This is a genomic window from Stenotrophomonas sp. ASS1 (genome assembly GCF_004346925.1).
GTDB classification, from domain to species: domain Bacteria; phylum Pseudomonadota; class Gammaproteobacteria; order Xanthomonadales; family Xanthomonadaceae; genus Stenotrophomonas; species Stenotrophomonas maltophilia_A.
Window position 1 is genome coordinate 4,051,529 of sequence record NZ_CP031167.1, and the last position, 24,856, is coordinate 4,076,384.

At 66.6% G+C, this 24,856-nt stretch carries 23 protein-coding genes; 9 read left to right on the forward strand and 14 right to left on the reverse strand.

Annotated elements, in window-relative coordinates:
* Positions 1-42: 42 nt before the first annotated feature.
* From MG068_RS18700 to MG068_RS18740, 8 genes are all read right to left on the reverse strand, one after another.
* Complete coding sequence (locus tag MG068_RS18700; protein ID WP_132810857.1) at positions 43-354, reverse strand: DUF5076 domain-containing protein; 312 nt, start codon at positions 352-354, stop codon at positions 43-45.
* 452 nt (positions 355-806) lie between these two features.
* Positions 807-1,880 (reverse strand): 3-deoxy-7-phosphoheptulonate synthase, encoded by a 1,074-nt coding sequence (locus MG068_RS18710; protein ID WP_071227875.1) that lies wholly within the window; start codon positions 1,878-1,880, stop codon positions 807-809.
* Positions 1,881-2,175: 295 nt separating this feature from the next.
* On the reverse strand, positions 2,176-2,433 hold the full coding sequence (locus MG068_RS18715; RefSeq protein WP_071227876.1) for a hypothetical protein: 258 nt from the start codon (positions 2,431-2,433) through the stop codon (positions 2,176-2,178).
* A gap of 111 nt (positions 2,434-2,544) precedes the next feature.
* Complete coding sequence (locus MG068_RS18720; protein ID WP_132810858.1) at positions 2,545-2,883, reverse strand: DUF6616 family protein; 339 nt, start codon at positions 2,881-2,883, stop codon at positions 2,545-2,547.
* 55 nt (positions 2,884-2,938) lie between these two features.
* Entirely contained in the window at positions 2,939-3,679 is a 741-nt protein-coding gene (locus MG068_RS18725; RefSeq protein ID WP_132810859.1) for a DNA alkylation repair protein, read from the reverse strand.
* Positions 3,676-4,176 carry a MarR family winged helix-turn-helix transcriptional regulator gene (locus MG068_RS18730; RefSeq protein ID WP_107433317.1) on the reverse strand — a complete coding sequence of 167 codons (501 nt, stop codon included), beginning with the start codon at positions 4,174-4,176 and terminating at the stop codon, positions 3,676-3,678. The genes MG068_RS18725 and MG068_RS18730 overlap by 4 nt, the downstream gene beginning before the upstream one ends.
* Before the next feature lie 54 nt (positions 4,177-4,230).
* On the reverse strand, positions 4,231-5,259 hold the full coding sequence (locus MG068_RS18735; protein WP_132810860.1) for an LLM class oxidoreductase: 1,029 nt from the start codon (positions 5,257-5,259) through the stop codon (positions 4,231-4,233).
* 13 nt (positions 5,260-5,272) lie between these two features.
* Positions 5,273-5,908, reverse strand: coding sequence for a glutathione S-transferase family protein (locus MG068_RS18740; RefSeq protein ID WP_132810861.1), 636 nt, complete (start codon positions 5,906-5,908; stop codon positions 5,273-5,275).
* A gap of 245 nt (positions 5,909-6,153) precedes the next feature.
* Here MG068_RS18740 and MG068_RS18745 point away from each other — a divergent pair, with 245 nt between their 5' ends.
* Complete coding sequence (locus MG068_RS18745; protein ID WP_132810862.1) at positions 6,154-7,077, forward strand: LysR substrate-binding domain-containing protein; 924 nt, start codon at positions 6,154-6,156, stop codon at positions 7,075-7,077.
* Entirely contained in the window at positions 7,074-7,340 is a 267-nt protein-coding gene (locus tag MG068_RS18750) for a hypothetical protein (protein ID WP_132810863.1), read from the forward strand. The genes MG068_RS18745 and MG068_RS18750 overlap by 4 nt, the downstream gene beginning before the upstream one ends.
* Before the next feature lie 118 nt (positions 7,341-7,458).
* Here MG068_RS18750 and groL read toward each other — a convergent pair whose 3' ends face one another.
* Together groL and MG068_RS18760 are read right to left on the reverse strand one after the other, a co-directional pair.
* Positions 7,459-9,108: a chaperonin GroEL gene (gene groL / locus MG068_RS18755; RefSeq protein WP_014038666.1), complete on the reverse strand. Its 1,650-nt coding sequence runs from the start codon at positions 9,106-9,108 to the stop codon at positions 7,459-7,461.
* An 81-nt stretch (positions 9,109-9,189) separates the two neighbouring features.
* The gene (locus MG068_RS18760; protein WP_006396661.1) at positions 9,190-9,477 is read right to left on the reverse strand and encodes a co-chaperone GroES; all 288 of its coding nucleotides are present in this window, start codon (positions 9,475-9,477) and stop codon (positions 9,190-9,192) included.
* 357 nt (positions 9,478-9,834) lie between these two features.
* Here MG068_RS18760 and MG068_RS18765 point away from each other — a divergent pair, with 357 nt between their 5' ends.
* The 5 genes from MG068_RS18765 to MG068_RS18795 all read left to right on the forward strand — a co-directional run bounded on the left by MG068_RS18765 (position 9,835) and on the right by MG068_RS18795 (position 18,146).
* Positions 9,835-11,625, forward strand: coding sequence for an endonuclease (locus MG068_RS18765; RefSeq protein WP_132810864.1), 1,791 nt, complete (start codon positions 9,835-9,837; stop codon positions 11,623-11,625).
* Positions 11,626-11,693: 68 nt separating this feature from the next.
* Positions 11,694-12,032 carry a divalent-cation tolerance protein CutA gene (gene cutA / locus MG068_RS18770; RefSeq protein ID WP_132810865.1) on the forward strand — a complete coding sequence of 113 codons (339 nt, stop codon included), beginning with the start codon at positions 11,694-11,696 and terminating at the stop codon, positions 12,030-12,032.
* Positions 12,029-14,410, forward strand: a complete 2,382-nt coding sequence (locus MG068_RS18775; protein ID WP_132810866.1) for a protein-disulfide reductase DsbD family protein — start codon at positions 12,029-12,031, stop codon at positions 14,408-14,410. Before cutA ends, MG068_RS18775 begins: the two co-directional genes overlap by 4 nt.
* The gene (locus MG068_RS18780) at positions 14,407-14,970 is read left to right on the forward strand and encodes a TlpA family protein disulfide reductase (RefSeq protein WP_107433205.1); all 564 of its coding nucleotides are present in this window, start codon (positions 14,407-14,409) and stop codon (positions 14,968-14,970) included. Before MG068_RS18775 ends, MG068_RS18780 begins: the two co-directional genes overlap by 4 nt.
* Positions 14,971-15,623: 653 nt before the next feature.
* The gene (locus tag MG068_RS18795; protein ID WP_132810868.1) at positions 15,624-18,146 is read left to right on the forward strand and encodes a PepSY domain-containing protein; all 2,523 of its coding nucleotides are present in this window, start codon (positions 15,624-15,626) and stop codon (positions 18,144-18,146) included.
* Between the two features lie 78 nt (positions 18,147-18,224).
* On the opposite strand, the gene MG068_RS18800 is transcribed toward MG068_RS18795, so the two are convergent.
* Positions 18,225-20,762, reverse strand: a complete 2,538-nt coding sequence (locus MG068_RS18800; protein WP_132810869.1) for a methyl-accepting chemotaxis protein — start codon at positions 20,760-20,762, stop codon at positions 18,225-18,227.
* A gap of 369 nt (positions 20,763-21,131) precedes the next feature.
* Between MG068_RS18800 and MG068_RS18805 the strand changes: the two genes are divergently transcribed.
* Positions 21,132-21,695 carry a hypothetical protein gene (locus MG068_RS18805; RefSeq protein WP_132810870.1) on the forward strand — a complete coding sequence of 188 codons (564 nt, stop codon included), beginning with the start codon at positions 21,132-21,134 and terminating at the stop codon, positions 21,693-21,695.
* Positions 21,696-21,750: 55 nt separating this feature from the next.
* Positions 21,751-22,590: an arylamine N-acetyltransferase family protein gene (locus MG068_RS18810; protein ID WP_132810871.1), complete on the forward strand. Its 840-nt coding sequence runs from the start codon at positions 21,751-21,753 to the stop codon at positions 22,588-22,590.
* 91 nt (positions 22,591-22,681) lie between these two features.
* Here the strand turns inward: MG068_RS18810 and MG068_RS18815 are convergent, their stop codons facing one another.
* From MG068_RS18815 to MG068_RS18825, 3 genes are read right to left on the reverse strand one after another with little or no spacing between them, the layout of a single operon-like run.
* Entirely contained in the window at positions 22,682-23,053 is a 372-nt protein-coding gene (locus MG068_RS18815) for a VOC family protein (protein WP_121504272.1), read from the reverse strand.
* A gap of 22 nt (positions 23,054-23,075) precedes the next feature.
* Positions 23,076-23,714, reverse strand: coding sequence for a response regulator transcription factor (locus tag MG068_RS18820; RefSeq protein WP_132810872.1), 639 nt, complete (start codon positions 23,712-23,714; stop codon positions 23,076-23,078).
* Positions 23,711-24,811, reverse strand: a complete 1,101-nt coding sequence (locus MG068_RS18825) for a sensor histidine kinase (protein WP_132810873.1) — start codon at positions 24,809-24,811, stop codon at positions 23,711-23,713. Before MG068_RS18825 ends, MG068_RS18820 begins: the two co-directional genes overlap by 4 nt.
* Positions 24,812-24,856: the final 45 nt, after the last annotated feature.

The following is a 24,856-nucleotide window of genomic DNA, read 5'->3' on the forward strand; positions in this document are numbered from 1 at the left end:
CGTGGGGCGGGGAATTCATCCACGCGTGGCGTGGATCTACCGTCAATGCCGCACGACGAACCCGCCGGACCGGCCGCTGGATGGCGCCTGCAGCTCCTCGTTGAAGGCTGCCTTGATGGCCTCGACCACCACGTCACGGTCCATGCCCTCACTGGTCACCAGCGCGTCGGCAACGTGCTGGGCAACATCGGCAAGAATTCGCCCCCAGGCACGTTCTTCGCGGATGTCGGGGCGATCCTCGTACAGCCCCACTTTCAATGATGCATGCAGCCCGCGCTCAGCGATCCACACGTGAATCATCTCGACCGAAGATTCGTCGCGTTGGGCAGCTTCAGGGATGATCAGTTCTTTCATGGCGGCAGCCGCAAGGAGAAGTGATCGCATTGTGGCCCACATCCATGCATGGCGTGGATCTACTGCGGACCTTGAGTAGAGTCGAGCTTGCTCGACTGCCGTTGGTGCACGTTTTTCCGCAGTCGAGCAAGCTCGACTCTACGTGTCCAAGGCGGATCATCGCACTGTGCGGACTGGACCACTTGGCGTGCCGGGTGCGACCCGACGGGCCCGCGACAAATGTGGCCTCCAGCGGGTCGTAGCCGTCATTGCCGGGGACGGCGAATCGTCCACGCATGGCGTGGATCTACTGCCACCCCGGCGATGTACCTGGCGCTGTCGCTCATGCGCAGCGCCAGGCGCATCGCCGGTGCAGATGGGCCGGTCTCCAACTCCGACCGGCCCTGATCGCGGCCGCACCCCCGCAGGCGCTGGCCGCCATCCACACACGTGCCGCACTCAGGCGGCTTCCATCAAGCTGCTTCGGATACCTTCACGTCGCGACGGGCGCGCACGGCCGCAGCCAGTCGCTCCAGCACCGTGACGGTGGTGTCCCAGTCGATGCAGCCATCGGTGATGCTCTGCCCATAGACCAGCGGCTGGCCTTCCACCAGTTCCTGGCGGCCGCCGACCAGATGGCTCTCGATCATCACGCCAACGATGCGCTGTTCGCCGTCTTCCAGCTGAACGGCGATGTCGTCGATCACCTTCGGCTGGTTCTCCGGGTTCTTCAGGCTGTTGGCATGGCTTGCGTCGATCATCAGGCGCGTCGGCAGCTTGGCCTTGGCCAGCACCTGGCAGGCCTCGGCGACACTGCCGGCGTCGTAGTTCGGCTGCTTGCCGCCGCGCAGGATCACATGGCAGTCCGGGTTGCCGGTGGTCGACACGATGGCGGTGCCACCCTGCTTGGTGACCGAGAGGAAGTGATGCGGGTTGGATGCCGCACCCACGGCATCGGCCGCAATCTTCACGTTGCCATCGGTGCCGTTCTTGAAGCCGACCGGGCACGACAGCCCCGAGGCCAGCTCGCGATGCACCTGGCTTTCGGTAGTGCGTGCGCCGATCGCACCCCATGCCACCAGGTCGGCGATGTACTGCGGCGAGATCACGTCGAGGAACTCGACACCGGCCGGCAGGCCCAGCTTGTTGATGTCGCGCAGCAGGCCGCGGGCGATGCGCAGGCCCTTGTCGATCTTGAAGCTGCCGTCCAGGTCCGGATCGTTGATCAGGCCCTTCCAGCCCACCGTGGTGCGCGGCTTCTCGAAGTACACGCGCATGACGATTTCCAGTTCGCCGGCCAGTGCGTCGCGCAGCGGCTTCAGGCGCTGGGCGTACTCGATGGCGGCCTTCGGGTCGTGGATCGAGCACGGGCCAACCACCACCGCCAGGCGGTCGTCACGGCCATGCAGGATCTGGTGCAGGGCCGCGCGCGAGGCGCTGACGGTGTCGGAGGCTTCATCGTCACAGGGCAGCATCGCCAGCAGCTGGGCAGGCGGTGTCAGCGGTTCGATGGTGCGGATACGCAGGTCGTCGGTGTGCGGGGGCATTGCGGGAGATCTCCGGAACGTTGGGGGTCCCCAGCGTGGCGGCATGAAAAAAGCCGCCAGGTTCGCTGGCGGCTTTCGGGAATGCGTCTGAAGCTTTCTTCAGGGTGAGCGCAGTCCTTCCTCCGCCAGTGGCTTCGGAAAGTAATACCAGTAAAAGCTGGTGGGGGCTGCGTTCATGGGATCTATTGATAGCACAGCTTTTGCGCAGTGCAAAATGTTTCATCCGCAACTGGGGGCGCGGTTCAGCGAGGTGCGCACCAGCCATGCCTACGCGGCGGCAGCCACGCGAAGTTGCTCATTTACCATGCACTTCCACATCCAGCAGCAGGCCCTCATGGATGTCGGCCCAGCGCTCCAGCACGCGGTCCAGCTCCTGCCTGGCTTCGTCCAGCTGCTCGGGGTTGAGCAGGGAACGCGCGGTGTAGAGGTCGGAAACCAACCGCCGCAGGACCGATTCCGGAATGGCCACCGACGGCCCCTCCAAGCCCGGCAACTGCAACGCCGGGCTGTCGCCAAGAGGGCCGAACAGCGTGACCTGGAGCGTGCTCTGCATGATCGACTTCCCTGCGGATGGACATGGCAATGCACTGTTTACCGTGTCTGGGTGACAGGCGCATGTGCCTCCCATGCCGAGGCCCGGGATCTGCCGGCGTCTGCCGCCCCGCTACAGGGCGGCCAGGTCGGCCAGGTGCTGGGCCATGCTGTCCATCGCGCCTACCGCATGGGTGGTGGTGAAGTACGCATGCCAGCCGGTCGCGGCGATGCCGGCCACCAGCGCATCGACCTCCTCGCGGCTTGCACAGCGCCAGACCGCATAGAACTGCTCATCGCTGCCGTGCGGTACGCCCGTGGCAATGCGGCCCATCGCCAGCGGCGTGATGCGGGCTGGATCGAACTGCTGCATGCCAGCGCCAATACGGGCGAAGAAGGTATTCCGCTGCTCGGGTGGGAGTGCGGTCCAGGCAGGTGTGGCGGTGTAGAGCTCGATGAAGGTGTGCGACATGGTGGTTCTTCCTTGAGGTTTACGAGGTTGCGGGGTTGCCGGCCAGCGGTCGGCACTACCGGAACGAGCGCAATGCGCGTTTGCGGATGTAGGCGTTGGCGTCGCTGTGGCGCTCGTGCTGCCAACGCGTGCACAGCTGGCGCAGCCACTGCGGCTGAGTCTTGCCGGCGTCATTGAGCCAGTTGCCGACCGAATCCTGCACATAGCGTTCCGGGTCGTCAGCCAGTGCTTCCAACATGGGTAACGCAAGTTCCGGATGCTGCTTGAACAGTGCGATATGCGTGGCCCAGACACCGCGTGGGCGCAGCGCTTCACAGGCGAAGCGGCGCAGGTACGGCGATGTTTCCTGTGTCCAGGGTTGCAGGTACTCAAGCGCCTGCATCGGCGCGGCAACGATGTCCGTGCGTAGCGCCAGCCACGCCCATTCGCGCACACCGAAGTGTGGGTCATCGGCCAGCGTGCGCATCTGCTGCAGCGTCTCTGCCAACGTTGCGCGGGCATCGCTGCCGACCAGATAGCAGGCCCAGCCACGCACGGTATCGGAGCTGTGATCCTGCCAGAACTCAGCCGCGCCCTGCCCCGCCTCACGCAGCAGTTGCGCGGCCAAGGCCATGCGCAGCGTGATGCCCTTGCCTGAGGCATCCCGCATGCGTTGCAGCGCTTCCGGTGCAAGCGCAGGCGCCACCACCTGCAGCAACGCGGCGAAATCCACTGCCAGGCATTCGGCCAGATGGGCGGTGGCAACGCGACCGGTGTTGAGTTCATGCAGGCGTTGCGCCGCAATCGCCGGGCTCATGCTGCAGACTCTCGTCCAGCATCGGTGTGCTGCCAGACCTTGTGCAGCAACCGCGACAGCTGCCGCTGTTCATCGGTATCCAGACCATTGAACAGGCCACCGATCCACTGTGTGTGCTGGTCAAACAGTGTCTCGGCCAAGCGTTTTCCCCGTGCGGTCAATACGATCTGCAGGCGACGGCCATCCTCAGCATCGCTGCGACGCTGCAGCAGTTCTTCGCGCTGCAGGCCATCGAGCAGGCCGCTGATGGTGGCGCGGGTGACGCCTGCGCGTTCGGCCAGCTCGTGGGGCGGTAGCGTGCCACCGGCCCCATGCAGCAGGAACAGCACGATGAAGCGACCCTCACTGAGCCCGTGTGGCGCCAGCCGGGTGGCGCAATCGTGGTCGATGGACGACGACAACGACAGCAGCTGGAAGCACAGGCGCAGCTGCGCGACGTTGGCGTGGCCGCGTCGCTGCGCCTCATCCATCAGGGCATGGTGCTTGGCTTCGATCATCATCCATACCGATATGATTAGGCGCCTAATCATATGCCATCCCCTTCGGCGTGGCTACCAGTCCATCACCTTCGCCGCCGGCCCGGGATGCGACGGGAACAACGGCAGTACCTCCTCGGCCAGCTCCTGCAGCACCTCGCCGGCAGGCCGCTCGGCGAACTGGATCCCCAGTGCGGCATGGTTGACGCCGGCCCGCTGCCAGGCCTGCAGCAGATCGATCAGACCCTTGCGGCCGGTGCGCAGGGTGAAGCCACCCCGCAACGGCATGCGTGGATGATCCGGATCGTCCACCAGGTCGATCCATTCGTTGGTCATGTGCGGACGGAAGCCGCCGTCCGGAATCAGCGCGCGCCAAGCGCCGATCTTCGCGGCCAGCCGCTGCGGACCAGCGTTGTCATGGGTGGCCTCTGGGTAGGTCAGCCAGCCATCGGCATGCTGGCCGATCCATTCCAGTGGCTGGCGTGCGCCACCGGTGACGATCAGCGGAACGCGGCCACTGACCGTGGGCGGCAGCAACTGCACGCCCTGCCCGGCACCGGCATGTGTCATCCGCCCATCCGTGCCCGGTTGCAGCCAACGGCGCATCTCGTTCATTGCGGTGGCGAAACGCTCTCCGCGCGCCGCGTGCTCCAGTCCATAGGCCGGGAACTCCAGTGGTCGATCACCGGACGCCACACCCATCACCAGCCGACCACCGGACAGCTGATCGATCGACGCCGCGGCCTTGGCCAGATCGATCGGATGGCGCAGTGGCAGCACCACGCTGCCGGTGGCCAGGGCCACGCGCTGTGTGCGCGCTGCCAGCCACGCAAGGTAGGTGAACGGGTCGAACAACTGGCCTGCATCACCGAACATCGGATCGAACAGCGGTACGTCACGCACCCATACCGCAGCGAAGCCATGGCGGTCGATCTCCTCCACCAGCCGCGCCTGGCCCTGCAGCACGGCCATGTCGCCCTGGTAGAAGCGCAGCGGCAGGTAGATGCCCAGGGTCAGCGCGTCGGCGCGGAACATGCGCTGGTAGCCCGGGTGCGTGGCAAAGACCGGCGCCGACGCGCCCGGCACTGCAATGGAATCGTTCATATGCGTCGCCTCCTTACGGTCCGGTGGCCGGCTCGGGCAGCTGCACGCCGCGCTGTACCGCAGGGCGTGCGGCAACCCGTGCGTACCACGCATCCAGATGGCGATGCCGCGAAAAATCGATGTCGATGATGCGAGCGATGTGCAGCCAGCCGAAGTGGGCGATGTCGGCAATCGAGTAGTGATCGCCAGCCAACCACTCGCGTCCCTGCAGGCGCTGGTCGAGTACGCCGAACAGCTCGTCGCTCAGGCGGCGGTAGCGTTCGATTGCCGCGGAATCGGGCCGTTGCGCGAAATGCTCGAAGTGCACGCGCTGGCCGAGGATCGGGCCGACGCTGGCGGCATGGAACATCAGCCAGGTCAGCGTCTCCCAGCGCGCAGCCGGTTCGGAAGGCAGCAACGCATTGCCCTGTTCGGCCAAATACATCAGGATCGCCGCCGACTCGAAGACAACGATGCCGCGCGCGCGATCTTCCAGCACGGGAATGCGGCCATGCGGGTTGAGCCGCAGGAAGTCGGGATGGCGATGTTCACCATCGGCGATGTGGACGTGGTGAACGTGATAGGGAAGACCCAGTTCTTCCAGTGCGATTGTGGCCTTGAAGCCATTGGGAGAACTGTCGGAGTACAGGTGCAGCGAAGGTTCGTTCATGGGAATCCTGGACGCAGGGAGCGACGGCATGCACCGGCCGTTGAAGGTGGCCGGGCGATGCGGGAACGGGCGCTGCAGCAGCCGTGCAGGCAGTCTAGGAAGCGCTGGCGCGGGAAGGAAACGATGTCTCCTGCATGGGAAGTTGAGCGCAGCTCAACGTGAGCGGCAGGCGCGCGACAGCCTGCGGCACGCTCGATATGCTGTCGCAGCGCGGCGCGTGCCGACGCGGCTACAGGAGAATGGACATGGGTGCGGTGCTGCCGCTGCTGGGCCTGCGGGCCTTCGTTGAAACCGGCCGCCATGGCAGCCTGACCGCTGCCGCCGAAGCGATGGGGGTGACACCTGGTGCGATCAGCCAGCAATTGCGGCAGCTGCAGGAACGGCTGGGTGTGAACCTGTTCGACCGCACCCGGCATGGCGTGGTGCTCAGCGTCGCAGGCGCTCGCGTATACCCGGAACTGCTGCAGGCCTTCGAGCAGATCTCGCACAGCCTGCAGACCCTGGAGCGCTGGGAAACGCGACGCACGCTACGCATCAGCGCGGCACCGAGCTTCGCCGCACAGTGGTTGGCGCCGCGACTGGGCCGGTTCAGTGCGTTGCATCCGCAGGTGGACGTGCAGCTGGACTCGAGCGCGGCGTTGGTCGACCTGCGCCGCGAGGGGGTGGACATCGCCATCCGCCACGGTCTCGGGCGTTACCCGGGGCTGCATGCTGAGCACCTGATGGCACCGGTGCTGCTGCCGGTGGCCAGTCCGGCATTGTTGGCCGGCGCACCGACGGTGAGCTCGGTGCAGGATTGCCTGCAGCTGCCCCTGTTGCAGGACGCCGACCGCAGCGACTGGCGGCTGTGGTTCCAGGCACTGGATCTGCCCGTCGATGAACGACTGGAGCGCGGCCCTGCCTTCGATGACGACCTGTTGTTGATCCGCGCGGCGGTGGCCGGGCAAGGCGTCGCCCTGGTGCGCGACATCCATGCCGCCGAAGAGCTGGCCAGTGGCCGGCTGCAGGTGGTGATCGACCAGCCCTGGCCCCAGGCCTTCGCCTACTACGCGGTGACCCATTCGGACGGCGAATCCAACGCGGCAGTACCCGCATTCATGGCCTGGTTGCGCGCGGCACTGATGATGACCCAGGATGCAGGCACACTCCCCAAGCAGGACGCAGGATGAATCGCCCAGAGATCGATGCCATTGCCGAGGCCGTAATGCGGCCGGATGCACGGCGTCTGCGCATCGCTGCACGCCATCGCCAGGCCGCACATCGGCAGCGACGTCAGCGGGTGGCCGTCGGCGCCAGTCTGATCGGCATGGTGGCGGGCCTGCTGCTTGCGCCGATCACGGGTCTGCCGTGGGTACAGGGCATGATCGCTGGCGGCGCGCTGGCCCTGCTGGTGGCCCACCTGTGGCTGCAGCGGCGCGAGGGCTGCGGGTAGATTTGCACCTGGCAGCGGCATCCATGCATGGCGTGGATCTACTATTTCGATTCCAACCGGCCACAAAAAAACCCCGCCTTGCGGCGGGGTTTTTCATTGCGGGGTGAACGCGGGGGACTTAGAAGTCCATGCCGCCCATGCCACCCATGCCGCCCATGCCACCGGCGCCGCCCATGGCCGGCTCGTCCTTCTTCGGAGCTTCGGCAACCATGGCTTCGGTGGTGATCATCAGGCCAGCGATCGAGGCCGCGTTCTGCAGCGCCGAACGGGTCACCTTGGTCGGGTCCAGGATGCCGAACTGCAGCATGTCGCCGAACTCGCCGGTGGCGGCGTTGTAGCCGAAGCTGCCGGTGCCTTCCTTGACCTTGTTGATGATGACCGACGGTTCTTCACCGGCGTTGGCCACGATTTCGCGCAGCGGGGCTTCCATCGCGCGCAGGGCGATCTGGATGCCGTGGTTCTGGTCTTCGTTGGCACCCTTCAGGCCGGCCAGTGCGGTGACCGCACGGACCAGGGCCACGCCGCCGCCCGGAACCACGCCTTCTTCAACGGCTGCACGGGTAGCGTGCAGGGCGTCGTCGACGCGATCCTTCTTTTCCTTCATCTCGATTTCGGTCGAAGCACCGACCTTGATCACGGCAACGCCACCGGCCAGCTTGGCCACGCGTTCCTGCAGCTTCTCGCGGTCGTAATCCGAGGAGGTGTCCTGGATCTGGGTCTTGATCTGGCCGACGCGTGCGTCGACGGCAGCCTTGTCACCCACGCCATCGATGATGGTGGTGTTTTCCTTGGAGACCTGCACCTTCTTGGCGCGGCCCAGGTCCTTGATGGTGGCCTTTTCCAGCGACAGGCCCACTTCTTCGGAAATCACGGTGCCGCCGGTCAGCACGGCCATGTCTTCCAGCATCGCCTTGCGACGGTCGCCGAAGCCCGGCGCCTTGACGGCCACGACCTTGACGATGCCACGGATGGTGTTGACCACCAGGGTCGCCAGCGCTTCGCCTTCAACTTCTTCGGCAACGATCAGCAGCGGCTTGCCGGCCTTGGCGACGCCTTCCAGCACCGGCAGCAGGTCACGGACGTTGGAGATCTTCTTGTCGTGCAGCAGGATGAACGGGTCATCCAGGTCAGCGGTCTGCGACTGCTGGTTGTTGATGAAGTACGGGGACAGGTAGCCGCGGTCGAACTGCATGCCCTTGACCACGTCCAGCTCGTTGTCCAGGCCCGAGCCTTCTTCAACGGTGATCACGCCTTCCTTGCCGACTTCCTTCATCGCGTCAGCGATGATCTGGCCGATCGACTCGTCCGAGTTGGCCGAGATGGTACCGACCTGGGCAATCGCCTTGTCGTCGGCGGTCGGCTTGGAGATGGTCTTCAGCTCGGCAACGGCGGCCACGACGGCCTTGTCGATACCACGCTTGAGGTCCATCGGGTTCATGCCGGCGGCCACGGCCTTGGCGCCTTCGCGGATCAGGGCCTGGGCCAGCACGGTGGCGGTGGTGGTGCCGTCGCCAGCGTCGTCGTTGGTGCGGGAAGCAACTTCCTTCACCATCTGCGCACCCATGTTCTCGAACTTGTCAGCCAGTTCGATTTCCTTGGCGACGGAGACGCCGTCCTTGGTGATGGTCGGTGCGCCGAAGCTCTTTTCCAGCACGACGTTGCGGCCCTTCGGGCCCAGGGTGGCCTTGACGGCATTGGCGAGAACGTTGACGCCGCGCACCATGCGCGAACGGGCGTCTTCACCGAAACGAATATCCTTGGCAGCCATTACAATTACCTCATTGGTAGCGCCGGACGATGCCCGGCGGCTGGGATTTGGGGATCAGGTTGAAACAGGTCGCGCCGAGGCTCAGCCGATGACGGCGAGCACGTCGTCTTCGCGCAGGACCTTGTACTCGACGCCTTCGCTCTTGTACGAGCTGCCGGCGTACTGGCCGTAGATGACCTTGTCGCCGACCTTCAGCGACGGAGCGCGCACGCTGCCGTTGTCCAGCGGCTTGCCCGGGCCGACGGCCACGACTTCACCCTTGGTGGACTTTTCCTTGGCCGAATCCGGAATGACGATGCCACCGGCGGAGATTTCGTCGGCTTCGATCGGCTTGACCACAACGCGGTCGTGCAGCGGCTTGATGCTCATGAGAGACCTCTTAAGTTATTGATTGGTCTGAAAAAGTCTGGCGATGTTAGCACTCACCCCAGGTGACTGCCAGCATTGCTCGCGAAAAAGCCCGATGAATCGGGAGCAGGACAGAGATGGAGCTGGCCCCGGACCTTTCAAGGCCGCTCGCGGAAAAAATTTCACTGCCCCGGGCCCACTCGATCTGCGCCCATGTGAAGGCCTGGATGCCGGTGCAACGCGGCAACCCTGTCTCTGGAATCCTCGACTTTTGGTGACTCGCGTCGCACTGTCAGATATCTGACGTTCATTTACGACAAAGTGTCACTGGATCGGCCTTAGGCTCGGCCGCGCATTCCCAATCACAAGGAGTAGTCGATGCGATTGCTGTCCCCGCTTGCCGCCGCCTGCCTGCTGGCGCTGGCCGCCGCGCCGGCCCAGGCCGAGGTCTTCATCAACGAACTGCACTACGACGACAGCACCGCCGCCGGTGACGTCGGCGAAGCCATCGAAGTGGTCGCTACCGCGGGCGAGGACCTTTCCGGCTACCGCCTCTATCTCTACAACGGCAGCAATCCTTCGGCCGCCACGGTCTACGCCAACAATCCGGTCCCGGCCGGCACCGCCGCGGGTTGCGGCAGCGCCACCCTGGCCGTGGTCAGCTACCCGACCAACGGCCTGCAGAACGGCCCGAACGACGGCATCGCCCTGGTCGATGCCAGCGGCAAGGTGGTCCAGTTCCTCAGCTACGAGGGCGCCATCACCGCCTCCGGTGGCCCTGCCGCCGGCATGACCAGCCAGAACATTCCGGTGGCCGAGACCAACAGCACGGCCCCCGGCACCTCGCTGCAGCTGACCGGCAGCGGCAGCCAGTACGCCCACTTCACCTGGGCCGAATCGGCCAAGCAGACGTTTGGCAGCTGCAACAACGGCCAGACCTTCAGCGGGGGTGGCACCCCGGGCCCGAACACGCCGCCGTCGGTCTCCACCACCACCCCGGCGCAGGGCAGCAGCACCTTCCCGGCCGCCGCCGACCTGGAAGTGGTGTTCAGCGAGACGGTGAACCTGGCCAGCGGCGCCTTCGCCCTGAGCTGCGGCACCTCCGGCAGCGTGCCGCTGACCTACCCGGCCAGCGGCCGCAGCGTGAAGCTGTCCACCAACACCGCGCTGGTGGCCGGTGAAGCCTGCCGCTTCGACATCCGCGCCGCGCGCATCTCCGACCTGCAGGGGGCGCACCCCGCCGCCGACAGCCGCATCGCCTTCACCGTGGCCAGCACCGGCGGCAATCCGGACCCGGGCAACCCGGGCGTGCCGGCCGGTTACTACTCCAAGGTCAATACCAGCAGCCCCAGCCAGCTGCGCTGCTCGCTGCACGCCACCATCAAGGGCCACACCGCCTACCCGTACAGCGGCTCGGGCACCAGCACCTGGACCATCCTGGAAATCGCCGACGAGGATCCGAACAACAGCGGCAGGATCCTGGATGCGTACCGCAACCGCAGCTACGCCAAGGTGACCGACCGCGCCGGCAGCGGCGGCGGCCTGAAGTACAACCGCGAGCACACCTGGCCGAACTCGCTGGGCTTTGCCAGCACCACCGGCGACAAGGGCCTGCCGTACGCGCCGTACACCGACACCCACATGCTGTACCTGACCGACGCGCAGTGGAACGCCGACCGTGGCAACAAGCCGTTCGGCAAGTGCGACGCCAACTGCGGCGAACGTGCCACCGAGGCCAACAACGGCCAGGGCGGCGGCAGCGGCGGCTACCCGGGCAACTCCAACTGGGTGCGCACGCCGGACGGCAACACCGGCACCTTCGAGGTGTGGGGCAAGCGCAAGGGCGACATGGCACGTGCGGTGATGTACATGGCGATCCGCTACGAGGGCGGCAAGGATGCGGCCACCGGCCAGTCCGAGCCGGACCTGGAGCTGACCGACGACCGCAGCAGGATCGTCAAGACCAGCAGTTCGCCGGCCTACATGGGCCTGCTCTCGACGCTGATCGACTGGCACCTGTCCGATCCGCCGGATGATGCCGAGCGTGCCCGCAACGACGTGATCTACAGCTTCCAGGGCAACCGCAACCCGTTCATCGACCACCCCGAGTGGGCGACCCCTGGCCTGTTCACCTCGGCCAAGCCGACCTCCTGCCAGCTGGCCAACTGACCGCGCAACGCAGCGGTCCACTGCCGCCGCCGGGCCCTGACCCGGCGGCGGCCCTATACTCGACGGTCATGTCGACCATCGATCCCGTCCTGCTGCTGTTGACCACCTGCCCGGACCGGGCCAGTGCCGAGCGCATCGCGCACGCGCTGGTCGGCGAGCGCCTGGCCGCGTGCGTGACCCGCCTCAATGGCGCGCAGTCGACCTACCGCTGGCAGGGCGAGGTGACCACCGACGCCGAGCTGCAGCTGCTGGTGAAGACCACCGCGAGTCGCGTCGATGACGCGATTGCCCGGATCGTCGAACTGCATCCGTATGAACTCCCGGAGTGCATTGCGGTCGAAACCCGGGCCGGCCTGCCGGCGTATCTGGACTGGATCCGGGCACAGACCCGGGAGGACACTGATTGAAGACTCTGTTTGCGCGTGGCGCCGCCTTGTGCGCCCTGTTGTGGCTCTCGCTGCCGGCGTTCGCCCTGGATGAGAAAGACCTGTTGCCGGTGGACCAGGCGTTCGCACTGACCGCGACCGCCGCCGAGCGTGGCCAGGTGCAACTGCAGTTCAAGATCGCACCGGGCTATTACCTGTATCGCCACCGCACCAGCGTCAAGGCGGATCCGGCCTTCAATGCCGGCGCGCTGCAGATGCCCAAGGGCGACAAGCACCACGACGATTTCTTCGGCGAAGTCGAAACCTATCGCGAACGCCTGCAGGCCACCCTGCCCGGCACGCCGACCGACGCCGCCGGCACCATCAGCCTGGAAGTGCGTTACCAGGGCTGCGCCGATGCCGGTGTCTGCTACCCGCCGCAGAAGCGCGTGGTGCAGGTCACCCTGCCCGGTGCCGGTGCGGCGGCCGCGGTGCCTGCCGCGCGTGCCGGTGCCGCAAGCCCGTTCAACAACCCGCTGGCCGGTGCCGGCAACAGCGGTGGCCTGCGCCTACCGGGGGCGGCCAGCAACGGCCAGGCGCTGCCGCTGCCGTCGGAGCAGGCGTTCGGCTTCGACGCCATCGCCAGCGACGGCAATACCCTGCTGCTGCGCTTCAGCCCGGCGCCGGGCTACTACCTGTATCGCGACCGCACTTCGGTGAAGCTGGACGGCAGCACCGGGGTGCTGGCCGACAAGCTGCGCTGGCCTGCCGCACAGTCGCATCGCGACGAACACTTCGGCGATGTCTCGGTCTACTTCAACCAGGTGGAAGTGCCGCTGCCGCTGCGCCGCTCCATCGCCGATGCGGTCGACAGCACTCTGGTGGTGACCTTCCAGGGTTGCCAGACCGATGGCATCTGCTACCCGCCGATGACCCGCCGGGTGAAGCTGTCCATTCCGGCCGGGAAGGTCAGCAGCAGCGCCGACCAGGCGCCACCGCGCAATGAAGTGATCAGCCCGCTGCCCGCTGCCAACGGCGCACCACGCGAAGCCGCCAACGGCGCACCGCTGCGCCTGCTGCCAACCGTGCCCAATACGGATGCAACGACCCCTGCTGCAGGTGACGGCACCGCCAGCAGTGAGTTCGCCGCCGATGCACAGGGTGACAACGCGCTGCGCACGCGACCGCCGGTGACCACGCCGAATCCGGACCGTTCGTTCGTATGGGTCCTGCTGCTGGCGCTGGCCGGTGGCCTGGTACTGAACCTGATGCCCTGCGTGCTGCCGATCCTGTCGCTGAAGGTCCTGAGCCTGGCGCAGAGTGGCGAAAGCCCGCAGCGCGCGCGCAGCCATGCCCTCTGGTACACGCTGGGCGTACTGGTCGCGTTCGCGGTGATCGGTGCGTTGATGGTTGGCCTGCGCGCGATCGGCAACGCCGTCGGCATCGGCTTCCAGCTGCAGCACCCGGGCGTGGTGGCGGCGCTGGCCTACATCATGTTCGCGGTGGGCCTGAGCCTGTCCGGCGTGTTCACACTGGGCGGCGGCATCGGCAACCTCGGCCAGTCGCTGGCCAGCCGCAGTGGCCCGGCCGGTGATTTCTTCACCGGTGCGCTGGCCTGCGTGGTCGGCAGTGCCTGCGTCGGCCCGTTCATGGGCGGCGCGATTGCCTACGCGTTCATTGCCCCGCCGCTGAAGGCGATGACCGTGTTCCTGTTCCTCGGCCTGGGCCTGGCCCTGCCGTTCCTGCTGATCGGCTTCGTGCCGGCACTGGCGCGCCGCCTGCCCAAGCCGGGCCCGTGGATGGAAACGCTCAAGCACGTGCTGGCCTTCCCGATGTATGCCACCGTGCTGTGGCTGCTGTGGGTGCTGGGCAAGCAGCGCGGCGTGGACGGCATGGCGCTGGTGCTGGGTGGCCTGCTGCTGCTGGCCTTCGGTCTGTGGCTGTTTGAACGCAACCGCTGGACCGGCTCGCGCGCCGTCACCCTGCTCGGCGTGCTGCTGGCGATCGGTGCACTGGTTCCGGCCTGGGGCGTGACCCAGCTGGCAGCGCCGGCGCGTGCCGCACAGGCGGCCACTGACAACGTGGTCGAATACTCGCCGCAGCTGCTGGATCGCCTGCGCGCCGACAACCGCGTGGTGTTCGTGAACATGACCGCCGACTGGTGCGTGAGCTGCAAGGCCAACGAGCGCGCCGTGCTGTCGCGCCCAGAGTTCAAGGAACTGCTCAAGCGCACCAACGCGGTGTACATGCGCGGTGACTACACCAACGTCGATCCGCAGATCACCACGTTCCTGGAAGAGCACAAGGCCGTGGGCGTGCCGCTGTACGTGGTGTACGGCCCCGGCGCACCGCCGACCGTGCTGCCGACCCTGCTGACCCAGGCGGTGGTCGAGGAAGCGCTGCTGCGCACCGCACGATGAAATGGCAACGGCCAGCGCTGCTGTGGACAGCGGTGCTGGCCGCCGGCCTCGGCCTGTGGGCCGGGCATCGATTGGCTCCCGCGCCGGCTGCGCCTGAGGCCATGCCAGCGGCGCCTGCGGTGGCGGCGGTGGCACCCGCCCTGCAGGTCGGCGACAGCCTGCCCGCGCTGTCGCTGCCCGATCTTGAAGGCCGACCGCTGGACCTGCGCCAGCACGCTACCGGCCGCCCGCTGTTGATCAATGTCTGGGCCAGCTGGTGCGCGCCCTGCGTTGAAGAAATGCCTGAACTGGCGCGCTTTGCCCACACCCAGGGCGATAACGGTGTGCAGGTTCTTGGCCTGGCGCTGGATACGCCGGAAGACGTGCGCGGTTTCCTGCAGCGGGTACCGGTGGATTACCCGATCGTGATCGAGACACCCGGGCCACGCGATGCCAGCGTGCAGCTGGGCAATACGCAGGGCCTGCTGCCCTACAGCGTGCTGTTCGATGCACAGGGCCGGCTGGTGAAGGCGAAGCTGGGGCCGTTCGCCCACGGCGAGATCGACAGCTGGGTGAAGTGAGGGTGTTTTTTGCAGGGCTTGCAGCCCTGCACCCTGCTCAATGCAACGGCAACAGCCAAAGCCAAAGCGGGCATTCCGTGGGATGGCGGGACGGTATCGGAGTGCGGGGACGCTGCAAGTACATCCCTGTAAGCTTGGCAGCCGCATCCATGCGGCTGACACCCCGCACTCCGACACCGCCCCACCTCTGACAGATCTTCGCGGCTGTTGGTAGGTGTCGACCTTGGTCGACACATCTGTCAGATATCGAATGAAATTCCGGGGTCAGATCCGTTTTCCTGCGGAAAACGGATCTGACCCCAAAAGTATTTCCGACAGATCGCAGGAAACTGTCGAAGGCGGGGTGGGTCCGGTTGAGGGGGCGTGAGCGCCATGGATGGCGCGACCGAGGCTACATGGACGTATTCACGCCGTCCCCCGCAACCGGACCCACCCCGCCTCCTCACAGGAAACCCGCTGTTGCTTCGGCTGTTGCTTCGGCTGTTGCTTCTGAGGTTGCCGGCCAGCGGCCGGCACTACCGCGGGTGCCGGGCGCCGCCCGGCCGATATCCCCTGCTTGACCGCAGCCGGGGCGCCACGGAGAATTCCGCGACTAATTCTCATTTGCTGTTGCGCAGGATGCGGGCGGCAGCCTTCCAGGCCCTCCTCCTTCGATGTTCAAGAACGTCCTGTTCCAACTGCACTGGCTGCTGGGCATCACCGCCGGTGCCGTGCTGGCCGTGATGGGCCTCAGCGGCGCCGTGCTGTCCTTCGAGGATGAACTGCTGCGGGCGGCCAATCCCGGCTTCGCCGAGATCGCCGAGCACCATGCCGACGGCCAGCTTCCGCTTGAACTCAGCGAACTGGTGCCGCTGCTGCAGGCCGGCAGTGATCGCCCCCTGCAACGCCTGCGCGTGGATGCCACCGGGCAACGGCCCTCGGTGGCGCGCTTCGCCGGCGGCAAGGAACACTGGGTCTACTTCGATCCGTACACCGGCGAGCGCTTCAGCGCCCTGCGCGGGCAGGCGTTGTTCGATTTCGTCGAGGACCTGCATCGCCACCTCGCCGCCGGCGAGCGCGGCAAATGGATCACCGGCAGTTGTGCCATCGCGCTGCTGTTCTTCACCCTGTCCGGGCTCTACCTGCGCTGGCCGCGGCGCTGGTGGCACTGGCGCAGCTGGCTGGCGGTGGAATGGAAACGCAGCGGCCGTGGCTTCCTGTGGAGCCTGCACTCGGTGGTCGGCACCTGGGTGCTGTTGATCTACCTGATGAGTGCGCTGACCGGCCTGTGGTGGTCGTTCGACTGGTATCGCAGTGCCGCCAACACCCTGCTGGGCGTCGCACCGGCCGCCAGGCACAAGGTCGCCACCGACGCCGCCCTGAACCTGGAACGCATCGAAGCCACGCTGTACGCACTGCCCGGCGTGCGCACCGGCTACATCGACCTGCGCCTGCCGGAGAAGCCGGGGCAGGCACTGAACGTGCGGGTGATGGCCGGTGATCCGTCGCAGCGCGGCGGCCAGCATGACCGCGCGCATGATCTGCTGCAGCTGGACCCAGGCACGGGGGCCACGCTCGATGCCCGCCCCTATGCGCGCCAGGGCGCCGGCGCGCAGCTGGCCACCAGCGTGTTCGCGCTGCACTCGGGCAGCTACTTCGGCGTGCCCGGGCGTGTCGTGGTGATGCTCAGCAGCCTGGGCATGAGCCTGTTCTTCATCACCGGCTGGATGCTCTACCTGGACCGCCGCCGCAGCCAGCGCGCCGCGCGTGACCTGCGCCAGTCGCTGCCAGCAACGCCTGCCGATGGCGGTGGTACGCCGTGGCTGGTGGTGCATGCCAGCCAGAGTGGACTGGGAGAACAACTGGCATGGCGGGCCGCCGCGCAGCTGCAGGCGTCCGGTCATGCGGTGCAGGTGCTGCCACTGGCCCGCGTTGATGCCGCGCAGCTGGCACGCACCGCGCAGGTGCTGTGGGTACTGAGCACCTTCGGCGACGGCGAGCCACCGGATGCGGCGCGAGGCGCTGCACGACGGCTGATGGCACAGACACTCGACCTGTCAGGCCTGCAGTTTGGACTGCTGGCGCTGGGTGACCGACAGTACCCGCACTACTGCGGCTTCGGTCGCCAGGTTGATGGCTGGCTGCTCGGCAACGGCGCGCGCCCGTTGTTCGACCGCGTCGAAGTCGATGCCGCCTCGGTAGCGGCCTTGCGCCAATGGCAGCTGCAGCTGGGCGCGCTGACCGGCATCGTCACCGATGACAGCGTACTGCCGGCGGCCACGCAGATGCATGAGTGGCGGCTGCTCGGCCGCGACCGGCTCAATCCGGGCAGCATCGGTGGTGCCATCTGGCGCATCCGTCTTGCGCCACCGGCCGACGTGCAGTGGCAGGCGGGCGACATCCTGCATATCGCGCCGCGGCACAACGCACGGCACGCCAGCGCCGTGTTGAAGGCACATGGGTTGGATCCGCTGCAGCCGCTGCTGGTGGACGGCCACCCACGCACCCTGCTGGCGCTGGCCAGTGAACGCGAGCTGCCCGAGGCCGACGCCGCGCTGGCGGTGCAGGATGCCTGCCTGTGGCTGTCCGGATTGCCAACGCTGCCCGGACGCGAATACTCCATCGCCTCCTCCACGAGTGATGAAGTGGTGGAACTGGTGGTGCGCCTGGTGCATGACCTGTCGGGTCGAGCCGGGCTGGGCTCGGGCTGGCTGGCGCTGCATGCCCCGGTCGGAGCCAGCATCGTGGCCCGTGTGCATCGCAACCCCGGTTTCCATCGCATTGGCGGTGTGCCGATGGTGCTGATCGGCAATGGCACCGGCATCGCGGGTCTGCGCAGCCTGTTGCGCGAAGCTGCCCATGCAGGCGAGCACGGGCACTGGCTGCTGTTCGGTGAGCGCCAGCGCGTGCACGACTTCCTGTTCGCCGACGAGATCGAAGCGTGGCAGGCCGATGGCCATCTCGCGCGGGTGGACCTGGCGTTCTCGCGCGATGGTGAGGGTGGCTACGTGCAGGATCGCCTGGGTGCTGCCGTCGATGCGCTGCGCGAGTGGATGCAGCGCGGTGCGGTGATCCACGTGTGCGGCTCGCTGCAGGGCATGGCCGAAGGCGTGGACCAGGTGCTGCGCGCCGCGCTGGGCGATGAGGTTGTGGAAACGCTGCTGGAGACCGGGCGCTACCGGCGCGACGTGTACTGAGCCACAAGGGTAGTGCCGGCCGCTGGCCGGCATGATCATCGACGGTGCCGGCCAGCGGCCGGCACTACCGGAGCGGGATCAGGCCGCAGCGCGCGCCTGTGGCATCGACTGCAGACGGAACGCGCCCACGGCTTCTGCCAGGGCATGTACCTGCGCCTGCATCTGCGCGGTCGAGGCCCCCGCCTCTTCCACCAGACTGGCGTTGCGCTGGGTACTGGCCTCCATCTGCACGATGGTCTGGTTCACCTGGGCGATGCCGGCATGCTGGTCCTGCGACGCGCTGCGGATCCCGGCCAGCAGATCCGCCAGCTGCTGCACGCTGCCGACAATCTCGCCCATCGTGGTGCCGGCCTGTTCGGCCTGCTGGTTGCCCTGGCCCACACGCGCCACCGAATCCTCGATCAATCCCTTGATCTGCTTGGCCGCCTCCGCGCTGCGCTGAGCCAGCAGGCGCACTTCGGCAGCCACGACGGCGAAGCTGCGGCCCTGCTCTCCGGCACGCGCCGCTTCCACCGCCGCGTTGAGCGCGAGAATGTTGGTCTGGAAGGCGATGCCATCAATCAGCTGGGTGATGTCACCGATCCGCCGTGAGGCTTCGCTGATGCCATGCATGGTTGCCACCACCTGGCCGACCGCCTCGCCGCCGCGCTGGGCCACTGCCGCCGCGCCCTTGACCAGCGCATCCGCACGGCCCGCGGCATCGGCATTGCGGCCAACAGTGTCGGTCAGCTCGTGCATCGACGCTGCCGTCTCTTCCAGGTTGGCCGCCTGCTGTTCGGTACGCTGCGACAGATCATGGTGACCGGCGACGATCTCACCAACACCGGTGTCGAGGCTGGACGTGGCCTGCTGGATGCGGGTGACGATGCGGCCCAGTTGCGCGACGGTGGCGTTGGCATCATCGCGCATGCGCGCGAACACGCCCTGCAGTTCACCTTCCATGCGCACGCTGAGGTCACCGCGGGCCAGCGCGGCCAGAAGCGCCTGCAGATCGCCAAGGTTGGTCTCGAAGGTGGTCAACAGGCGATTGATGCTGGTCGACAGCGTACGCACAAAGCCCTGCTTCCCCTCCAGCGCGATGCGACCGTGCAGGTCACCGTGCGCGGCCGCGTCGACCAGGGCTGCCACTTCGGTTTCCAGCAGGGTTTCCAGCGCGCGACTGCGCCATTCCACCGCCACGCCGAGGAAATGCTCCTCGTCGACAATGGGATTGGCGATCAGCTGATAGCGGACACCGCAATGGTCGATCTCGCGTTCTTCGCGTTGTCGCACGCCGGCCAGGCTTACCAGTGCCGGATGAAGGCGCACCGCATCGCTCCCCACCAGATCTTCAACCTGGAGTTCAAGCTGCTCCAGCAGCGCCGGATTGGCGTACGCCACCAGGCCTTCGGCATCGACCACCATCAGCCCGGTCTGCGCACTGTCCAGCGCCTGGCGCACCCGGGTGTTGCCGCGCGCCACAGCACGTTCGGTCTCGATGCGCGCGCGCAGGCGCTGCTGCATGTCGACCAGGCGCTGGGCAAGCTGGCCGATCTCATCGTTGGCGTTGTAGACGCGCAGGGTGGTGTCGAGGCGGTCGTCGGCGATGTCGCTGGCGAAACGCAGGGTGTCCTGGATCGGCTGGCGCACCGCACGCAGCACCAGCACCAGGCTGGTGATCAGCACACCGGCCACCAGCAGCAGGGTCAATGCGAACAGCACGCTCATCGTGCGCGCGCCGGCCTGCTGGCGCGCCTGCGCCCTGGCCAGCGCTGCCACCTGCGCCTGCTGGAAAGCGGCAAGCGCCGGCGCTACGCCCGCGGCGGTATCCAGCAGCGACTGCGCTTCCACATCCAGGCCGACGCGGGCAGCGGTATACCCCAGCAGGGCGCCTTGATAGCCCTCCATCCCGGTGCGCAGGGCGTCCTGCGCATCCGCGGGCAGGCCCGCCAGCGCGAGGTCGAACGGCAGCTTTTCCTCGCTGGCGCGGTCGGCGTGGGTGGAATCACCGTCGAGCAGCAGCAGGGCCTCCTGCCTTCGCATCTTCTGCAGGGACAGCGCCAGCGACGGCCGCTGCAGCGCATCCACCTGCGCCTGCAGGGTTTCGGCGGCCTGCTGCAGCTGTGCAGCGAGGCCGGCCTCACCGCGGCCCATCTCGTCGACCCGTTCGAACAGGGCGGCGACACCCTGCGAGAACGCGTCGGCCGATTCAGTCAGCACCTGCAGCGCCATGCGCCGGCCGGCGTCCATCGGCATCGCGCGAAGCGCCTGCAGGTCAGCCTGCAGGGCCTTCTGTGTTGCCAGCAACTGGCTGCGGTCAGCATCATCGAAACTGCGTGCATACTGGGTCTGCAGGCGGCGCGCTTCGGCCACCCGCGTGGACAGGCTGGCAGCCAGATCGCTGCCGCGCTGGTAGCTGGCCTGGCTGCGCGCGGCCAGGGCGTTGGCATGGCCAGTCCAGGCGTAGACAGCGGCGATCGCCACCAGCCCCAGGCCACAGACCCACAGGGTCGCCTTGAGCTTGTTGGCCACGCTGAGCCGGTGTGGTTGCAGCCACAGCAGCAGGCCGGGGGACGCCGAGCGCAACGTGGCAAGACGCGTGCGCAGGGACCGGAGGTGGGGGACAACGGCCGACATGACAGACTCCAGGCGGAAGGACGCACCTGTATCGGCCGTATGCGAAGAAACTTTAGGTCTAATTTTCTTCTTCGCGGATCCAATCTCGCTTCTTGTACCGGCAACAAGCGACGATGCGATGACAGAGAACACCTCCATTTCTCATCTCCTGAGAATCCCGACTGATAGAGCTACGTTTCACACAACTACCTTGGAGCAACTGCAGCCATGCTTAGCAGCACGGTACTGAATCAGATTCAGACGCTTGGCATCCCTGTCGGGATCGGTACTGTCATAGTTGTCCTCGCAACTATCGTGCGCTGGTTCTTCGGACCTCCTATGGACAGTTTCCACCGCTGGAGAGAGTCAAAGCATCGGGATCGCGAGTACTTGCTGAAGATCGCGGATCATTCAGAGGATGATCTGGAAGCATGCTGGGTAAAGGAGTCCACGTTGCAGGAGGCATTTCGAGGGCGCTATGGCCTCCTGGTCGGGCGCGAGGAGCGCCGGGCCTACTTCAACCTCATGCGCTGCTACTCGCCAAGCATAAAATGGCGCCATATCAGGGGCATAAGCACACTGGCACGACGCAGCATGGATGGCGCCGGCATTGAATTTCACATGCCCAAGCGAGAGCGCCGCTGGCGATACGCTGCCGCTGCTACTGGCATGATCTTCTATCTGTTCGGCAGCGTGCTTTGGGTTGAAGGCCTGCTTTCCGCCATGCATGGCTCTTGGGCGGGAATTGTTCTGGGGGTTCCGGTCGCAGTAATGGGCGCTTTCACAACGCGCGTATCCCTGTTCCCTCTGCAGAGCTACGACGCAGTTGGAAAAGTTATCCAGCCTAATGAGCGTAATGAGTTTCTTTTGATTCCGATCCCCGAGGCAAAGAAGCCAGAGCCCTCCTCTCTCAAGCCGGCGCCAATTGACGCTATTCCGCGCCACCGCGCTTGACCTCAACCCCGGTTGGGGGAGCACAGTGGACATCCCCTCCCCGCCCGGTGCCCCCATGACGACGCTCGATGTCCCCCGCTACCTGCAGCGCCTGCAGCTGGATGCGCCGCCACCGCGGACCCTGGCCGGCCTGACCCTGCTGCAGCAGCGCCACAACGCACTGCTGCCCTTCGAAACCCTCAGCTGCCTGCTGCGCGACGCGGTGCCGATCGACCTGGACAGCGTGCAGCGCAAGCTGCTTGACGAGCGCCGCGGTGGTTACTGCTTCGAACTCAATGGCGGGTTGCTGGCGCTGCTGCAGGCCTTGGGCTTCGATGCCCAGCCATTGAGCGCGCGCGTACTGCTGGCCGCCCAGGACGGCGAATTGACCGCGCGTACCCATCTGCTGCTGCGCGTGCACGTGGACGGCGATGACTGGCTGGTGGATGCCGGTTTTGGCAGCCTGACCCCGACCGTACCGCTGCGCCTGCATGACCCGCAGCCGCAGGCCACCCCGCACGAACGCTATCTGTTGCAGCGGTTGGAAGACGGCGGTGATTTCATGCTGTCGGCCGAATCCAGCGACGGCTGGCGGGTGATGTACCGCTTCGATCTGCAGGCGCCGGCGCCGATCGACAACGTGGTGGGCAACTGGTACGTATGTACCCATCCCGATTCCAGTTTCCCCGGCCAGTTGCGCGCGTCGCTGACCGGGCCGGACTGGCGCCGCACCATCGGCAGCGGCAACTACACCGAGTACCGCCCCGGACAGGCACCGGACAAGCGCCCGCTGCATGATGTGGGTGATGTGCGCGACGTGCTGGAGCAGCGCTTCGGCATCCAGCTTCCGGACGACCCGCGGCTGGATCCAGCGATCAACGACTGGCTGCAGCGCTCGCGCGCCGCGACGCTGTAGAGTCGAGCTTTCTCGACTGATGCATCTACGGCGACGTCAAAATCAGTCGAGCAAGCTCGACTCTACAAATGCGCGCACCGCAGCGTTGACGTTACGGCGCTGTGCGCGCCTGCAATGCGATACGGTTGCCTTCGCTGTCACGGATCTCGGCCACGCGCCAATCGCCGGCATCGGCCGGGCCGAAGCGCAGCTCGGCTCCGGCCTGCAGCGCACGCTCGAGGCTGGCATCCAGATCATCAACGCCGATGTAGATGCGCGCGCCCTGCTCGGAAGGCAGATAGTCCGCGCCGTGCACCAGCGCAATGCTGGCACCGGCGGCCTCATCGGAAAACGGTAGATAGGCCATCCGGCAGTCGTGCAGCACGATGGGTTCGTCCACCGCAACCTGCAGCCATCGCTGGTAGAACGTGATGGCCCGGTCCAGGTCACTGGCCGGGATTTCCACATGCAGGATCGGGTTCACTGACATTCCTTGCCACGTCCACTCAGATGATGCGCAGGGTAATCGCCTTCAGCACTGCACGGGTGCGATCGCGGGTGCCCAGCTTGTCGAGTATGGCGGACACGTAGTTCTTCACCGTGCCCTCGGCCAGGAACAGGCTGCGCGCGATCTCCTTGTTGCTGTAGCCCCCGGCCAGCAGGCGCAGGATTGCCACTTCACGTTCGCCGAAGGTATCGGTGGGCGGCGCTTCGTCGTGGAAGCGGTAACGCGCGCGCACCGGATCGGTACTGACCGGCAGCAGCAGGGTCTCGCCCGCAGCAACGCGTTCGATGGCCTCGCGCAGGTCGGCCGGCGCGGCATCCTTGAGCAGGAAGCCCTGTGCGCCGGCCTCGCTGGCGCGCAGCAGCAGATCACTTTCATCGAAGGTGGTCAGCAGCAGCCACGGCGTGGCATCGCCGCGCGCGCGCAGCTGGCGCAGTGCCTCGATCCCATCCAGCCCTGGCATGCGGATGTCACTGAGCACCACGTCCACGCGCTGCGTATCCAGCGCGTCCAGCAACGCCTGGCCCTCCTCGGCCTCCAGCGCCACGTCCACGCCCAACCCCTGCAACAACGCACGCAGCCCGGCGCGGACCAGCGCCTGGTCGTCGGCCAGGGCAACACGGATCGCGCTGCCGTTCATGCCGGCACCCAGGCGGTCAGGTGCATGCCGCCCTGTGCGGTGCGGGCCAGTTCCAACTGGCCACGCACTGCGGCCAGGCGCTCACGCATGCCGGCGATGCCGTTGCCCTCGCGGATACGTTCGGCGCGCTGGCCGTCGTCACGGATGTCGATACGCAACCGGGAATCCTCCTCGTTGATCGTCAGCCATACGGTGTCTGCGTTGCCATGCCGGGCGGCATTGGTCAGCGCTTCCTGTACCAGGCGCAGCACGGTCTCGGCCATCAGCGGGTCAGCCACGCGCACCCCGTCGCCGATCTGCAGCTGCAGCTTCGGTCGTGGGAAGGGTGCGGCCAGCGCATGCAGCGCGGTGGCCAGATCGAGGCCGCGATCATCGCGCATCGACTGCACCACCTGGCGGATGTCGGCCAGCAACTCGCCGGACAACTGTTCGGCCAGCACCAGCCCTTCGCGGCCGGCCAGCGCAGGGTCAGCGGCCAGGACGCGCAGGTTGAGCCGCATCGCGGTGAGCTTGTGCCCGGCCACATCATGCAGTTCGCGGGCCAGGCGCAGGCGCTCGGCATCGCGTGCACTGTCAGCCAGCAGCGCGCGGGTGGCCAGCAGGTCGGCATTGACCCGTGCAAGATCATCGCGGGCCAGCGCCGTGCTGCGCGCATAGTGCGCGGTCAGCGCGGCGAAGGCCTGGAAACCGCCATACAGCAACACCACCAGCAGCGGCTGGCTGAAGCCGCTGTGGCGCAGCACGGCATACACCGCCAGGTTGGCCAGCAGCGCAACGCCCAGCACGAAGCGCGGCGGCCAGTGTTCGGCCAGCTGTGCAACCAGCACCACCAGCAGCACCGGGGCGGTACCGGTACGCGGCTGCAGCGCAACCAGCACAACCGCCAGCAGCGCCTGCAACACCGCAGCGGCGGCGCGCACGCGGGATAGCATCGACGCCCAGCCGTGCACCACGAACAGCAGCAGGAACACAGCAAGCAACAGCAGGCTGAGCCCGGCGCCACTGCGCTGCACTCCGAACGACAGGCCGACCACCAGCACGGTGATCAGGCCGGCAAGGCTGAGCGGACGCAACAGATGGCGGAACAGGCTGGGCATGGCCAGATGCTGACGGCCGCGCACGCCGGCGGCAATGGGTCCGGC

What these genes read in the sequence shown, in the direction of transcription:
- MG068_RS18700 (WP_132810857.1), bottom strand. Translation starts at nt 354, where the DNA reads ATGAAAGAACTGATCATCCCTGAAGCTGCCCAACGCGACGAATCTTCG.
- MG068_RS18710 (WP_071227875.1), bottom strand. Translation starts at nt 1,880, where the DNA reads ATGCCCCCGCACACCGACGACCTGCGTATCCGCACCATCGAACCGCTG.
- MG068_RS18715 (WP_071227876.1), bottom strand. Translation starts at nt 2,433, where the DNA reads ATGCAGAGCACGCTCCAGGTCACGCTGTTCGGCCCTCTTGGCGACAGC.
- MG068_RS18720 (WP_132810858.1), bottom strand. Translation starts at nt 2,883, where the DNA reads ATGTCGCACACCTTCATCGAGCTCTACACCGCCACACCTGCCTGGACC.
- MG068_RS18725 (WP_132810859.1), bottom strand. Translation starts at nt 3,679, where the DNA reads ATGAGCCCGGCGATTGCGGCGCAACGCCTGCATGAACTCAACACCGGT.
- MG068_RS18730 (WP_107433317.1), bottom strand. Translation starts at nt 4,176, where the DNA reads ATGATCGAAGCCAAGCACCATGCCCTGATGGATGAGGCGCAGCGACGC.
- MG068_RS18735 (WP_132810860.1), bottom strand. Translation starts at nt 5,259, where the DNA reads ATGAACGATTCCATTGCAGTGCCGGGCGCGTCGGCGCCGGTCTTTGCC.
- MG068_RS18740 (WP_132810861.1), bottom strand. Translation starts at nt 5,908, where the DNA reads ATGAACGAACCTTCGCTGCACCTGTACTCCGACAGTTCTCCCAATGGC.
- MG068_RS18745 (WP_132810862.1), top strand. Translation starts at nt 6,154, where the DNA reads ATGGGTGCGGTGCTGCCGCTGCTGGGCCTGCGGGCCTTCGTTGAAACC.
- MG068_RS18750 (WP_132810863.1), top strand. Translation starts at nt 7,074, where the DNA reads ATGAATCGCCCAGAGATCGATGCCATTGCCGAGGCCGTAATGCGGCCG.
- groL (WP_014038666.1), bottom strand. Translation starts at nt 9,108, where the DNA reads ATGGCTGCCAAGGATATTCGTTTCGGTGAAGACGCCCGTTCGCGCATG.
- MG068_RS18760 (WP_006396661.1), bottom strand. Translation starts at nt 9,477, where the DNA reads ATGAGCATCAAGCCGCTGCACGACCGCGTTGTGGTCAAGCCGATCGAA.
- MG068_RS18765 (WP_132810864.1), top strand. Translation starts at nt 9,835, where the DNA reads ATGCGATTGCTGTCCCCGCTTGCCGCCGCCTGCCTGCTGGCGCTGGCC.
- cutA (WP_132810865.1), top strand. Translation starts at nt 11,694, where the DNA reads ATGTCGACCATCGATCCCGTCCTGCTGCTGTTGACCACCTGCCCGGAC.
- MG068_RS18780 (WP_107433205.1), top strand. Translation starts at nt 14,407, where the DNA reads ATGAAATGGCAACGGCCAGCGCTGCTGTGGACAGCGGTGCTGGCCGCC.
- MG068_RS18795 (WP_132810868.1), top strand. Translation starts at nt 15,624, where the DNA reads ATGTTCAAGAACGTCCTGTTCCAACTGCACTGGCTGCTGGGCATCACC.
- MG068_RS18800 (WP_132810869.1), bottom strand. Translation starts at nt 20,762, where the DNA reads ATGTCGGCCGTTGTCCCCCACCTCCGGTCCCTGCGCACGCGTCTTGCC.
- MG068_RS18810 (WP_132810871.1), top strand. Translation starts at nt 21,751, where the DNA reads ATGACGACGCTCGATGTCCCCCGCTACCTGCAGCGCCTGCAGCTGGAT.
- MG068_RS18820 (WP_132810872.1), bottom strand. Translation starts at nt 23,714, where the DNA reads ATGAACGGCAGCGCGATCCGTGTTGCCCTGGCCGACGACCAGGCGCTG.
- MG068_RS18825 (WP_132810873.1), bottom strand. Translation starts at nt 24,811, where the DNA reads ATGCCCAGCCTGTTCCGCCATCTGTTGCGTCCGCTCAGCCTTGCCGGC.